A 13,577-nucleotide genomic window follows, 5' to 3' on the forward strand; every position below is an offset into this window, starting at 1 on the left:
TGCGCAGGCGAGGAGCGCATCGCATGAGTGATTCGATGGCAAGCAAGGATGGACTGCGACGCGCGTCGCAAGCGGTGCGGGTCGTGTGGTTTCTCGGGCCGCGACCGGTGAGCTGGAATGGCGTGATGCGGTACAGCCTCAAATGTATCGATTTCATCCCGGCATTTGCGGGGTTCGACGTCGAGCCGATCGACATTCCGGCCGAGCCGCGTTCGTTGCGGCGCTACTGGACGCAGTTCGTGCTGTATCCGCTGCGTGCGGTGTCGGCGGCGCGCGCGGGGCACTTCGTGATGCTGTACCAGGAGGACCTGGCCTTCATGATTCCGCTGATCCAGTGGGTCGGCGGGCGGGTCGGCATCGTGCTTCATCACGTGCAGCGTCCGGGGCAGGTGCGCGGCGTGGTCGAGAAGCTGAAGAACGCGTATATGCGGTTGACGCAGTCGCTGATCGCGACGGCGGACGTGGTGCTCGCGCCGTCGGAGGTGACGGCGCAAGAAGCGCTGGCGGATCTGCACATTCAGGCCGACCGGCTGCAGGTCGTCCCCAATGCGTTCGACGATCGTTATGCGCCGATCGACGCCGGCGTGCGCGAACAGGCGCGCGCGGCGCTGCTGGCGCGCTTCGGCATCCGGATCGGTGAAGCGCTGGTGGTGCTGAACGTCGGCTCGGATGAAACACGCAAGAACAACGCGACGCTGTTTCGCGCGCTGGCGTCGCTCGGGCGCAAGGACGTCGTGGTGCTGCGCGTGGGCAGCGCGCAAAACCAGGCCAATCGCGACGAGTGCCGGGCCATCGCCGCGCAGGCGGGAATCGTCGCCCATTTCGTCGAGAACGTCGGCGACGACGATCTCGGTTATTTCTTCCAGGCGTCGGACCTGTATGTGTCGCCGACGCTGCATGAAGGTTTCGGCCGCACGGTGATCGAGGCGCAGTTCGTCGGCGTGCCGGTCGTCGCATCGGATCTGCCGGTGTATCGCTACACGATGGGGGATTCGTTCGTGGCCGTGGCCGATGCGATGGATGCCGCCGAATGGGGCCGGCAGATCGATCGCGTCGCGGGCGACCCGACACTCCGCGCGAGACTGGTGAGCGACGGGCGGGCGAACGCACAGCGCTTTTCGTCTCGCGCGGTCAGCGCGCAGCTGCACGATGTGCTGGACCGTGCCGTGCATGACGGCTCGCGCGCAAGCCGGGCCGAAGCGTGAAAGAGGCGGTGATGCGAACGATTCGAGCCGACGGCAGGGCCGAAGCGGCATTGGGGCTGACCGTCGCGACGCTGTTCCTGCTCGCGTTGACGGTCAACGCGATGCTGCCGGCGCTCGGCGCGATGGAACCGAGCGCGACCTGTACGTTGCTGTTGGCGGTGGCGGGGGTGATCGCGCTGATCGTCGCGCGCCCGGTGTTCGCCGTGTCGATGCTTTACACGCTGGTGATCGGGTTGACCGCTTTCGTGGCCGGCGTGGGGATCGAATCCGGCGGGTTTCTCCGGGAAACGGACATCTTCGGCGTCGCGAACGGCGCGTTCAGCCGGTTGCTGTCGTTCTATGTGATTTTCGTTGCGTGCGCACTGTTCGGGTTCAACCGGTTTCTGAAGGTGCGTACCGCGCACGAGCCGATCCGCGCGCGGTTGACGCTCCAGCCGATCAGCGTTGCACTCGGCCTGGGGCTGGTCGCGGCGATCCTCGCCACGGGCGTGCTGGCGGGCTTGACGGGCGGCTTTGCGGTGCTGAGCGGCATCAACCGCTACGCGCTGCGCAACGACGCGTCGAACAGTACGCTGTTCAACCTGTTCCTGAACAACCAGACCTTCGTTGCCGTGCTGCTCAGTACTTTCTGCACGAGTTCGAACAAGACCGTGCGATGGGTGTCCGTCGTCATGATGGTCGCCGATCTGGTGCTCGAGGCGTTGCACGGCGAGCAGTTCATGGCCGTATTGCATGTGTGCCTGACCGTCCTGACCCCGCTCATCGCGATTCAGGCGATGAACGGCAAGCCGGTGATGCGCTATCTGGGAATCGGCTCGGCCATTGCACTCGTGATCGGCGGCGTGTCCGTGTTCTACGCATACAAGGGGCAGGGGCTGGATGTCGCCGAAACGGTGATGTCGCGTTTTCTCGAGCAGGGGCAGGCGTGGTACGTGGTGGACGGCGACGCGCACCTGTTCGGCGCGCCGGCGCTCGGCGGGATGGCGGCGTTCGGGCGTTTCGCGGCATCGCTCGGCTCCTTCACGGAACCGACGTTCTTCAGCGATGCGCCGGTGAGCGGCTTGCGCGACCTGATGCTGTCGTACGGCACGCCGGAGATCCTGAAGGCCTACGTGTTCGACGACGTCACGTTCACGATGGGAAACATGGCGGTGCCGGTCTACTGGTTCGGTTATGCGGGCGGCGCGCTCTTCGTTGCATTGACGGGCGTGATATACGGGGCGGTGAGCGCGATGCTGATTCAGGTCGCGATGCGCGGCGGTGTCGTGATGCTGTGGCTGACCACGAAGATCTTTGCCTACGCAACCTACTCGATCCAGCAAGGCGACTACTGGACCCTGTTCGGCGCGCGCACGCTCTTCTACCTGCTGATCGCGCTGATCTGGTGGGTTTGCATCGACGCGAGGCGTGCGAACGTCGATGCGACGCGGACGGGGCTATCTTGAACGCGTTCGTCAGGCTTCTGTTCTCGTCGTTCGCGGGCGTGGTGTGCGAAAAGATCATCGGAGCGCTCGCCGCGATCGCGAGCAATCACCTGTTCGCGAACATCTACGGCGCGCGCCTGTTCGGCGAACTGCAGTTCGCGTTGTCGCTTGCCTATGTGATCGGCAGCGTCGCGCTGATCTTCGGTGCGCAGGTGATCCAGCCGATCCTCGGCAAGCATCCGCGTTTGCGGCACATGGTCGTTTACCGCGCGTTTCGTCTGCGGCTCACGCTGACGCTGGCCGTCATGCTGCTGTTCATGGGCATCGTGGTGATCGTCATGCGCCCGTCGAGCGTGTCCGAGCTCACGTTGATCGCGGCCTTCGCGTTGATCGTGGAGCCGATCGCGCTCGGCTCGCTGATGGCCTATGCCGAATCCAAGCCGTGGGTCATCACGCGGGCGAGGGCCTATGCGAGCTGTGTCCGGGTGCTGTGGCTGTACGTCGCGGCACACGCGTCGATGGGCGTGATCGTGGCCGCGTTCGCGTGGCCGCTCGAGGCATGCGTGGCGGCAGCCGCGCCGTTCAGCCGTTATCGCTCGCTGGCGCTGAAGTCGCCGAAATCGTTTCGCGGCAATGCAGCCGTGACGAAAGCGCTGGTCGTGCGCGGGCTGAGGATCTGGCCGGCCATCGCGGCCAGTGTCCTGGTCTTGCGGATGGACCGGCTGCTGCTCGGCGTGCTGGTCTCCAAGGCGGATCTCGGCATCTACGCGTCGGCGGCGTCGCTGGTCGAGCAGTGGAATTCGGTCGGAACGACGCTGGCGCTGGCATTGGCGCCGAGCATGGTCTTTGTGGCGCGGACCGAGTCGCTCGTGCGTGCGAAGGCATTCAAGCTCGGCCTGTATCTCGGCCTGGTCGGCTGTGTCGCGTGGGTGGGCAGCTATTTCATCGGCCAGAAAGTGTTCCTGATGATCTACGGGCCCGCGTTCGTCCAGGGTGTGCCGATCATGATCTACGCGACCGGATGCTCGATCGCCACGTTCGTCGATGCGGGGCTGAGCACGTGGCTGCTGGCCGTGCGCCGTTACCGGCTCATCATGATCAAGCAGGTGCTGATCGTCGCGGCCATCGTCGCCGCGCCGTTCGTCATGCCGCGCTCGCTGGTGATGTATGCGCCGTCGACGGGCATCGCCGTATCGCTGGTCGCCTTCTGGTGCATCGTTCTCGGGAATCTTGCATACAACCGGGAGCGCTCATGAAGAACCGCTTCCGGGCAGCCCGTGGTTTGCCGCACCGGCAACCGGCCGAACGCGGGCGCCGGGATTCGCATGCAGTGAATGGAATGAAGAGAGTTTCGGATCGATGGAGGGGCCGCTCGTGAAGAGTCGAGTGCTGATGGTGATGACGCGGGACATTCCGCAGGAAGTGACGAACGGGCGGGAGCGTACGCTGAGCTTCATCCGGAAGGCGCTTGGCGACCAGACGGAAGTGGCCGAATTCAAGATTCGGTCCGTGTTCGAGGATGGTGGCTTGCGCGCGAAGATCGGCGCGGCAGTGCGCGTCGGATGGAGCGTGTTGCGCGGTGCGCCGTGCGCGCTTCAGGTGGCGATGTTCTCGCACCCGGGCAAGCGGACGGCGCTGTTGCGCGCCGTCGATGCGTTCAAGCCGGACGTGATCTATTTCGACGGCATCCGGCTGGTGGATTACGCGATCCTGGTTCGGCGCAACGTGCCCGCATGCCGGATCGTCGTGGACTTCGACGATCTCATGTCGCGCCGCGCGAACATCCTGCGCGAGCAGGATTTTCCGCTGTCGGCCGGGTATCTGGAAAAGTCGATTCCGGGGCCGTTCGTCAAGCTCGCCAACGCGAGGATGATCCGCAACGCGTTCCTGGGTTATGAAGCGTTCGCGCTCAAGCGGCAGGAACGCGCGGCGATCGGGTCGTCGAATGTCGTCACGCTCGTTTCCGCGGAAGACGCGCATTCGTTGAGGATGTCGCTCACTGACGACGAAGCCGTGAAGACGCATGTGATCGCGCCGCCGATGAATGCGCTGAAGCCGGTGCGTCATCCGGCGGCACCGTTCCGGTTCGTGTTTATCGGTTCGGACCGCCAGTTGCAGAACCGGCTCGCGATCGAGTACCTGGTGGCGTTGTGGGCGCGTGTCAGGCCGGCCACGCCGCTGGTGATCTTCGGGCGCATGACCGGTCGCTACGATCCCGTTCCGAACGTCGAATTCGCCGGATTCGCGCCAACGCAGGCGGACGTCTATACCGGATCCTCGATCGCGCTGTGTCCCGCGTTCCTTCGCGGCGGCATCAAATCGAAGGTGCTGGAAGCCATTTCGTACGGGTGTGTGCCGGTCGGAAACGAAGCCGCTTACGAGGGCCTCGGATTCCACGACGATGCGCTGGCGATGAGCGAAGCGCGACTGGAGCGGTTCGTCGCCGAACCGTCCGCGGATCTGGTGCATGTCGTCGAAGCGGCGACGCGATTCGCCGCCTATTGCGAGCAGCATTTCAGCATGTCGGTATTCGATCGGCGCTGGCGCGACGTGATCGCGCCCACGCCGGGCAGCCCGTCGTGACGGGCCGGGCAGCGCGCCGCGCCCGATCCAACCGGAAAGCCGGCGCAGTCGAAAGGAGGGCCTCGACGTCGTGATCTGAACGGTTCGCGGATGGCCGGCTTCCGGACCCTCGCATGGGGATGCGTGGTAACCGGAAAGGGGAGAGCCTTCCGCGAGCGACTTGCCGTCCTTCGGCCGATCGATTCAACCGCTCGGCCGAAGGACGCCATATCCCATTCTTCACCGATATCTAATTAAAAATGAGACCGATCATATTTGGCGGGCGGTTCGGATGGTTGCATCCGGGCGAAGGGACGAGGGGTGTCGTCCTGTGCAACGCTTACGGGCACGAATCCGTCTGGAGTCACGGTGGCATGCGGAGCCTGGCGGACCGACTGTCCGCCAGCGGGATTCCGGTGCTGCGTTTCGATTACCGCGGAACGGGCGATTCCGACGGGGCCGATGGCGCGAACGACCAGTTCGAGACGGCCGTCGACGATGTGCGCGCGGCCATCGCGCGGCTTCGCGAAGAAACGGGCGTCGCCCGGGTGACGCTGTGCGGCCTGCGGCTGGGCGCGGCATTCGCGCTGGTCGCGGCGAGCCAGTGCGACGTGGATGCGCTCGTGCTGCTGGCGCCGGTGGCGAGCGGGCGCAGCTACGTGCGCGAGTTGTCGATCATGCGCAATATCTGGCTCGACCAGTTGCCGGCGCCCTTGCGTGAGGCCCAGCCGAAAGACGCACCATTCAACGTGCTCGGGCAGGTCTACAGTCCGGTGTTTCGTGCGCGGCTCAATGCGTTCGACGCGGTCGATGCGTTGAAGGACAGCGTACGCGCGCCGGCGCCGGACACGCTGATCGTCGACGTGAATGTCGGCGGCAGCGAAGCGCTGAAACAGAAGCTGGAAGCGCTGGGCGGTGAAGTCGAGTCAAGGTCGTTCGAAGGCTACGCCGCGTTCATGCAGGAAACGACGTTCTCGAGCATGCCGACGCGTGTATTCGACGCCGTGGTCGACTGGATCGCGGCCAGGGCGACCGGGCAGGCGCCGTCGCCCGGCGTCGCGTTGAAAGCGGACTGGGATGCCGGCCTGATGCTCCGGACGCCGGAAGCGTGCGAACAGCCGGTCAGGTTCGGTGTTGCGGGGCTGTTCGGCATTCTGTGCCTGCCGCCGGCCATGCGCGATCGTGGCCCGGTTCTGCTGATCACGAACACGTCGGCCAGCGCGCATGTCGGCGACAGCCGGCTTTCGGTGCGCATTGCCCGGGAACTGGCGCGCCGCGGCATCGCATCGCTGCGGTTCGACGGACGCGGGATCGGTGACAGTGCCTCTGCGAGCGGTGCGCGCGCGCCGGTCTATTCGAGTACCGTCGTCGACGATGTCGCGACGGCTGCCCACTGGTTGAAGGAACAAGGGTATCGCCATGTCGTGTCCTTCGGCATCTGCTCGGGCGCGTACAGCGCGTTGCGTGCGGCGCTCGTGGGGCGCGCGCTGTCGGGTGTCATCTCGGTGAACCTGCAGAGTTTCCATATGCCCGACGACATGCCGACGGACGCGCTGCGCAGGCATCGGCCCAATTCGATCGCCGGTTACCGGTCGTCGTTCTTCGAGCTGAAGAAATGGAAGCAGGTGCTGTGCGGCGATCGGAAGATCATGCCGTTCGTCCGGCTCGTCCTGAAGCGCGTGGCGACGCTTGCGGCGGTCCGGATCGGCGCGTGGCGACACCGGATCGCCGGATGGTCGTGCGCGCAGACGATACCGGTCGATCCTCATGAAATCCTGCGCACGCTGCAGCGCAAGGAGGTGAGCACGCTGTTCGTCTGCGGCGCATACGACAGCAGCCTGGACCTGATGACGATGTATTTCGGCCCGCGCGGAAAGCGGCTGTCGCGCTTCTCGGGCGCGCGCACGGTCGTGCTCGACGACCTCGATCACAGTCTGTTCAGTTCGCATGCGGCCGAACAGGTGATCGGGTTGTGCAGCGAATTCGTCAAGGGTCTCGATTCCCGCCGCGCGCCGCTCGGCAGGATCGTCAAGGCTGGATCGCCCGCGTGATGCGAGGCCGGCGCCGGTCTTTGCCATGTGCGCCGGCCTCATTGTTGCCCGACGGCACGGGGCTATGTCAGATGTCGCACAGTCGGCGAGCGGGTGCGGTGATACGGTAACTCGCCTGTCTTTGGCCATGCTGCCTGCCCACTACACGACCCCAACGATGAACTCCAAAAGCCCCGGACGTCTGGATCATATCGACGCGATGCGCGCCGTCGCGGTCCTGCTCGTCATCTGGACGCATTACGCCGAGCGGTTCGTCGCGCTGGCGGGCGCCCAACAGTGGCTCGACACGCTGCAACGCTCCGTCAATTTCGGGCGGATCGGCGTGGTGGTGTTCTTCGGCATCAGCGGTTTGCTGATTCCGAGTAGCCTCCGCGGCGCCCGTGGACAAGGCACACAGCGCTTCCTGATCCGTCGCTTCCTGCGGTTGTATCCGGCGTTCTGGTTGTCCATTCCGGTCGGCTGCCTTGTCTTCTGGACGTTGTTCGGAAAACCGGTGAGTGTGTCGCTGCTCGTTGCCAACGCAACGATGATTCCGACCGCGTTCGGGCAGGAGCCGGTCATGGGGCATTACTGGACGCTCGAAACGGAACTGTATTTCTACGCGCTGTGTCTCGTGTTGTTCTGGTGGGGCGGGCTGCACCGGATGCGTGATCTCGCGCTCGTCTGCATCGCGCTCTGCACGGTATTCGTGATCACCCTCGGGTTGCACATCATTCCCGAGAATGCGCTGGGCCAGTACAAGGCCATGCCGTATCACCTCGCGATCATGTTCTGGGGGGCCTGTTTTCGTCAGGCCTACGACCATCCGCTCGACGTGTTGCGTGTGAGATGGGGGCGCGGCGAGCGTGCCGGAATCACGCTGACGTACCGATCCGTCGTTGGCCTGCTGGCGGCGATGATCGTGGGCGTCGCACTGATTGGCGCCGTCAACGATTGGCGACATCACAATCTGGTTCATCTGCCGTCGTCACTCGCTTACGTGATCGGCATCACGATATTCGCGGCGATGGCCACGGTATTGAAAATCCGCGCGCGGTCGTTCGCGAAGCTGGGCGAAGTCAGCTACTCGATCTACCTGTTTCATGCGATCCCGTTGTTCGGGTTTTACTGGCTGTGCGAGCGTTATCAATGGACCGGGTGGCCGCTGGGCGTCTACATGATCGTGCCCGTTGCGCCGTTGATTGCGTTGTCGTATGCAAGCTACCGGTATTGCGAGGCGCCCTGTGTCCGGCTTGCGCACCGCCTGACCGTGTCGCGGCCACGCGGCGATCTGCCGACCGGCAATCGTCCGGTCAGCGCGGCGCAGGATCCGGTTCGAAACTGACCGGGCGCGGAAGCGTTGCGGCTGAAAGTGGCGACCTCGTGTCGCCGACGTGAATGGAATGGACTGTACGGAGTGGGAGAGGATGGTGGCGAGTGATGAAGGCGGCGGTGTGCCGCGATATCGAATGTTTCAACCCGCGTCCGGGAACTTCAATTGAATCGCTTCCCGTCGGTTGACTCCCGCGCGGAAGCGACGCGCATCGTCGTGATCAATGACTACGCGCGAAAGGGTGGCGCGGAAGAGGTCTACCGGACCTCCATCGAAATGCTGCGCAAGATTCCCGGCGTCGACGTGTACTCGTTCGACGAGACGAATTTCCCGCCGGGCGAAGGCTCGTTCACGCGCGGCTGGAACCGCGCCGCGGCGAGTGCCCTGGCGGCGCTGCTCGACGAGGTGCGCCCGCATCGCGTGCTCGTGCACAACTATCACAATCTGCTGACGCAATCGATCCTGCCGGTACTCGCGCGTTACCGACGCGAGCAGGGATTCCGTACGTATCTCACGTGCCACGACTACCACCTGGTCTTTTACAACCCGAATCTGCTGGCCTATCGCAACGGGCGTCCGGTGCCGGTGCCGGTCGATGCGCTGTCGAAGCCGGCGCGATTGTTCAGGCTTGCGAGCCCTCGAGGGCGTATTCACGACACGGTGAAGAAGCTGCACTGGCATGCGGTGTACGCGTATTGCAACCCGCAACACGTATTCGACCTGTTCCTGTGCCCGAGCCCGTATATGCGCACCGCACTGGCGCAGCGCGGCATCACGCGAAGCGCATTGCTGCCGAACCCGGTGAGCACGCTGGCGGAGCCGTTTCCGCCGCGCGTGTGTCATCGTGAGCGGTTCGATCTCGCCTATGTGGGGCGCCTCGATGCGGAAAAGGGTATTCACGAGTTCATCGAACTGGCGCGCCAGACCGGTTTTCATCGTATCGGCAGCCTGACGCTTTACGGCGACGGGGCGATGCGCGCGCAGCTCGAAACGCACCACCAGGATCTGGTTCAGGCGCAACGGCTGCGCTTTGCCGGGCGGCTTGACCACAGCGAGCTGTTCCACGCACTGCGCGCCCATGATGCATTGGTGTTGCCGTCCGTCTGGGCCGAGAACGCGCCGCTCGTGCTGGTCGAGGCGGCCACGCTCGGGTTGCCGGTTCTCGCGCACGAGATCGGCAGTCTGTCGACGTTCGGCAGCGAGATTGGCAACAAGATCCTGTACCGGAATTCGCCGGCCGGCCTGACGAGCGCACTCGACGAGTTGAACCGTCACTTGCGTACCGACGATCGCCATTACGATTGTTCGGCATACACGCCGTCGCACTACGCGGAGCAGCTTGCGTCGTGGATGGGCATTGACGGGCAACGGAACGTCTAGGAAGAGGAGCGTCATGCGGGTACTTCGACGCAACGCGGTGGCCGTGCTCGTCGCATTGGCCTTGTCGGCGGGGCATGGCTACGGCGAAGAGCGGGTGGCGACGATCGCGCCCGCCAATACGTCCGGCAGCCGCGATTTCAAGGGTTCATCGAACGGGCTGCTCGCCGGCACGTCTTCGGTTTCGAAGATCGATGTGCATACGTTGCTGTATCCCGGCAGCACGACCCGGGTGCTGGCCCACTACCTGCCGTGGTGGGGCCCCGACCCGCGCGGCGTGGACGTCGGTTACCGATCCGACGATCCTCGCCAGGCCTATCGCACCTTCGCCGACATGCAGTCGCGCGGGATCGACGGCGTGATCGTCGACTGGTACGGCCAGGGCCATTTCGTCGACACCGCGTGGCAGGCATCCATGCCCGAACTCGCGAAGTTTCCCGGGATGACGTTCTCGATCATGATCGACAGCGGCAGCTTCAAGTTCAATGCATGTCACGGGTGCGACCTGACCGAAACGATTCTGAACAACCTCGCGTACATCAGCCGCGAATTCTTCACGTCGACCCAGTATCTGCGTTACGAAGGCCATCCGGTCGTGTCCGAGTTCGGGATGGATGCGGTTGGAAAGGCGGACTGGGCGCGCATTCATGCCGCGTACCCGGACATCTACTGGATCCATACGCTTGCGCCGGGTTTCGATCTGCCGTACAGCAAGGGGGCGTTTGTCTGGGCGCAGCCGTCGTCGTGGGCCACGCCGCAACCGGCCGGCACGCGGCACGACCTGCTGTATCGCGAGCGCTTCTACAACATTGGCCGGAACCAGCCGCCGGGGATGATCACGGTCGGCGGCGTGTGGAGCGGGTTCGACGACAAGAAGGCGTCGTGGGGTGCCGCCGCGCCGCGCTTTCTCGCGCCTGCGTGCGGCCGCACCTGGCTCGACACGTTCAGGAGCATCAACGAGCGCTACAGCGCGCGGCAGCAGCTTCCGTTCGTTCAGCTGATTACGTGGAACGACTACGAGGAGGGGAGCGCGCTCGAAACCGGCATTGCGAGTTGTACCGAGATCGATGCGCAGCCGTTGGGCGCGAGCGTGACCGTCCGGATCACTCATCCGGACACCGTCGATCATCTGGAGCTCTACGAGCAGCTGGGTCCGTCGTCGTTCAGGCTGGTCGGACGCTATCCGTCCGATGTGACGAGCATTGCGCTGCCGGAGGCGCGGGTGGGCACGTATTTCATCAAGGCGGTGGGCAAGCCGTTCATCCAGAACGTCGTTTCGGCGGCCATCGTCGTGCGCTGATGCGCGGCTATCGCACGTCGTCTGCCGTCGATCGGGCGAGCGGCACCGCCATCGCCGCTTCGAGTTCCGCCGGCGCGCAAGTCGGCCGGCCGTATTGATCGTCGAAGCGGACGATATCGTCCTCGCCGAGATAGTTGCCCGACTGCACCTCGATGATCTCGAGCGGGATCCGGCCGGGATTCTCGAGTCGATGCACTTCGCCGACCGCGATGTACGTCGACTCGTTTTCGCACAGCAGGAACGTCTCGGCGCCGCGCGTCACCTTCGCGGTGCCGCGCACGACGATCCAGTGCTCGGCGCGGTGATAGTGCATCTGCAGCGACAGCCGCATGCCGGGCTCGACGACGATCCGTTTCACCTGGAAGCGCTCGCCGAGATCGATCGAATCGTAATGACCCCACGGCCGCTGCACCTTGCGGTGCTCGCTCGCCTGCGGGCGCCGGTCGGTCTTCAGGCGAGCGACGATGTTCTTCACGCGCTGCACGTCGTGCTTGTTCGCGACCAGCACCGCATCGGGCGTCTCGATCACGACGACGTCCTTCATCCCGACGCATGCGATCAGGCGCCCCTCCGAGCGCACGAAGCTGTCCTGCGTGTCCTCGAACACGATCGGGCCGCGCGCGACGTTGCCGTGATCATCCTTCGGCATGATTTCCCAGATCGCATCCCAGGTGCCGACGTCCGACCAGCCGGCCGCGAGCGGCACCACGATGCCTTCGATGCCGAGTTCGCCGTGCTCCGCGAGGCGTTCCATCACCGCATAGTCGATCGAGTCCGACGGGCACGCGTCGAAGGCCGCCGCATCGATCCGGAAGAACGGATCCTCGGCGACGCCCGCGCGCCATGCGGTCTCGCAGGCCGCGAGGATGTCCGGCGCGAGCGCGCCGATCGCCTTCAGCCAGACCGATGCGCGCGTGACGAAAATCCCGCTGTTCCACCAGTAGTCGCCCGAGTGCAGGTAGCGCTCGGCGAGCGTCGCATCGGGTTTCTCGACGAAGCGCCCGATCGCATAACCACCCTGGCCGCCGTGGCGGCCGGTGCGCGGCTCGCCGACCTGGATGTAGCCGTAGCCCGTTTCCGCGCGACGCGGCAGTACGCCGAGCGTGACGATCGCGCCTTCCTGCGCGTAACGCGCCGCGCGCGCGATGGCGTCCTGGAACGCACCGACATCGGCGATCACGTGATCGGCCGGCATCACCGCGAGTACGGGATCGTCCGCGAGCGCGCTCGCGTCGAGCGCCGCAAGCGTCAGCGCGGGCGCGGTGTTGCGCGCGGCCGGTTCGAGCAGGATGCGGGCGGGCGCCGCGCGACCGAGCACCTGCGCGGCGCTCATGACGCGATGCTGCTCGCCGCAGACCAGGAGCAGCGTGTCGCCGAGCGACGCGTTCTCGATGCCGTTCAGGCGACGTGCCGTCGCCGACAGCGGCGATTCGTTCGAGACCAGCTCGATCAGCTGCTTCGGGAACTGCTCGCGCGACAGCGGCCACAGCCGCGTGCCGGAGCCACCGGCGAGGATCACCGGCAGGATGCGCGGCAGATCGGGTTCGGGAACCGGGCGTAGGGTGCGGGTCATCGGGTGACTCCGGTATCGGCGGGCAGCCGGTTGAGCGCACGACCGTCGGCGCGCGATTCATCGTGGCGCGACCGCGGCGCCGAAACGGCCCGGGACAGCAGATTGCGCAGCGCGCCGGCGGCGCGGTCGGCGGACCGGACCAGGCCGACGAACGGCGCGCCCTGTTCGAGATACGGGCCGTAGGCCTTGCGGAATCCGAAGCGCTTGTAGAACGCCTGGCGCGGGGCGGGTACGTGCGTGCGCACCGCGGCGTCCGGCCATGCGGCCTGCGCGGCGGTGAGCGCGCGCCCGATCAGCCGCTCGAGCGTGTCGTCGTCGCGGCAGCTCTCGCTCGTCAACACCTTGTCGATCACGACATCCGGATCGATGTCGTCGCCGGGCAGGATGCGTGCGTAGGCGGCGACTTCCGTCGTGTCGCCGTTGTTCACGCTCGCATAGACATGCAGCGCGCCTGCGTCTTTACCGTCGATGTCGAGATGCGTGTGCGCGTCCTCGACCACCAGCACGGCGCTGCGCGCGCGCAGGATTGCATAGAGATCCACGGCGCTCAGATGTTCGAATTCACAACAATGCCATTCCATGATGCGGTCCTCGCGTGATGCCTTCGGCACGCCGCATCGCACGGACGCGATCGTTCCGTGCGATGCGACGATCCTCATCATCCGGATACGCCGTGCGCCGGTCTGTTCGAAAGCGTACTCACGCTCCGGATTCGCACGGGAGGCAGGGGGCGGCGTGGCCGCGCGCGGGCCCCGGGAACGCTGCAATGTGCG

The 13,577-nt window shown here is 65.3% G+C and carries 10 protein-coding genes; 8 read left to right on the top strand and 2 right to left on the bottom strand.

Translation table 11 applies throughout. The annotated features are described in order from the left end of the window. Positions 1-23: 23 nt before the first annotated feature. The 8 genes from ACN22W_RS21045 to ACN22W_RS21080 all read left to right on the top strand — a co-directional run bounded on the left by ACN22W_RS21045 (position 24) and on the right by ACN22W_RS21080 (position 11,231). Positions 24-1,205, top strand: coding sequence for a glycosyltransferase (locus ACN22W_RS21045; RefSeq protein ID WP_419689263.1), 1,182 nt, complete (start codon positions 24-26; stop codon positions 1,203-1,205). Positions 1,206-1,216: 11 nt separating this feature from the next. Then, positions 1,217-2,650: a DUF6418 domain-containing protein gene (locus ACN22W_RS21050; protein WP_419689264.1), complete on the top strand. Its 1,434-nt coding sequence runs from the start codon at positions 1,217-1,219 to the stop codon at positions 2,648-2,650. Further along, complete coding sequence (locus tag ACN22W_RS21055; RefSeq protein ID WP_419689265.1) at positions 2,647-3,885, top strand: hypothetical protein; 1,239 nt, start codon at positions 2,647-2,649, stop codon at positions 3,883-3,885. Before ACN22W_RS21050 ends, ACN22W_RS21055 begins: the two co-directional genes overlap by 4 nt. A 118-nt stretch (positions 3,886-4,003) precedes the next feature. Further along, positions 4,004-5,212 (top strand): glycosyltransferase, encoded by a 1,209-nt coding sequence (locus ACN22W_RS21060; RefSeq protein ID WP_419689266.1) that lies wholly within the window; start codon positions 4,004-4,006, stop codon positions 5,210-5,212. A gap of 353 nt (positions 5,213-5,565) precedes the next feature. Beyond that, positions 5,566-7,242, top strand: coding sequence for an alpha/beta hydrolase (locus ACN22W_RS21065; protein ID WP_419689267.1), 1,677 nt, complete (start codon positions 5,566-5,568; stop codon positions 7,240-7,242). Positions 7,243-7,399: 157 nt separating this feature from the next. Further along, the gene (locus tag ACN22W_RS21070) at positions 7,400-8,566 is read left to right on the top strand and encodes an acyltransferase family protein (protein WP_419689268.1); all 1,167 of its coding nucleotides are present in this window, start codon (positions 7,400-7,402) and stop codon (positions 8,564-8,566) included. Between the two features lie 153 nt (positions 8,567-8,719). Further along, the gene (locus ACN22W_RS21075) at positions 8,720-9,934 is read left to right on the top strand and encodes a glycosyltransferase family 4 protein (RefSeq protein WP_419689269.1); all 1,215 of its coding nucleotides are present in this window, start codon (positions 8,720-8,722) and stop codon (positions 9,932-9,934) included. A gap of 13 nt (positions 9,935-9,947) precedes the next feature. Next, entirely contained in the window at positions 9,948-11,231 is a 1,284-nt protein-coding gene (locus ACN22W_RS21080) for a hypothetical protein (RefSeq protein WP_419689270.1), read from the top strand. 7 nt (positions 11,232-11,238) lie between these two features. Here the strand turns inward: ACN22W_RS21080 and ACN22W_RS21085 are convergent, their stop codons facing one another. Both ACN22W_RS21085 and ACN22W_RS21090 read right to left on the bottom strand, forming a co-directional pair. After that, a complete protein-coding gene (locus ACN22W_RS21085) occupies positions 11,239-12,804 on the bottom strand; it encodes a mannose-1-phosphate guanylyltransferase/mannose-6-phosphate isomerase (protein WP_343493735.1) in 1,566 nt (521 codons plus the stop codon). Beyond that, positions 12,801-13,385: a drug:proton antiporter gene (locus ACN22W_RS21090; protein ID WP_419689271.1), complete on the bottom strand. Its 585-nt coding sequence runs from the start codon at positions 13,383-13,385 to the stop codon at positions 12,801-12,803. The genes ACN22W_RS21085 and ACN22W_RS21090 overlap by 4 nt, the downstream gene beginning before the upstream one ends. Positions 13,386-13,577 lie beyond the last annotated feature (192 nt).

It is taken from the genome of Burkholderia theae, from assembly GCF_048565265.1.
Lineage (GTDB): Bacteria > Pseudomonadota > Gammaproteobacteria > Burkholderiales > Burkholderiaceae > Burkholderia > Burkholderia theae.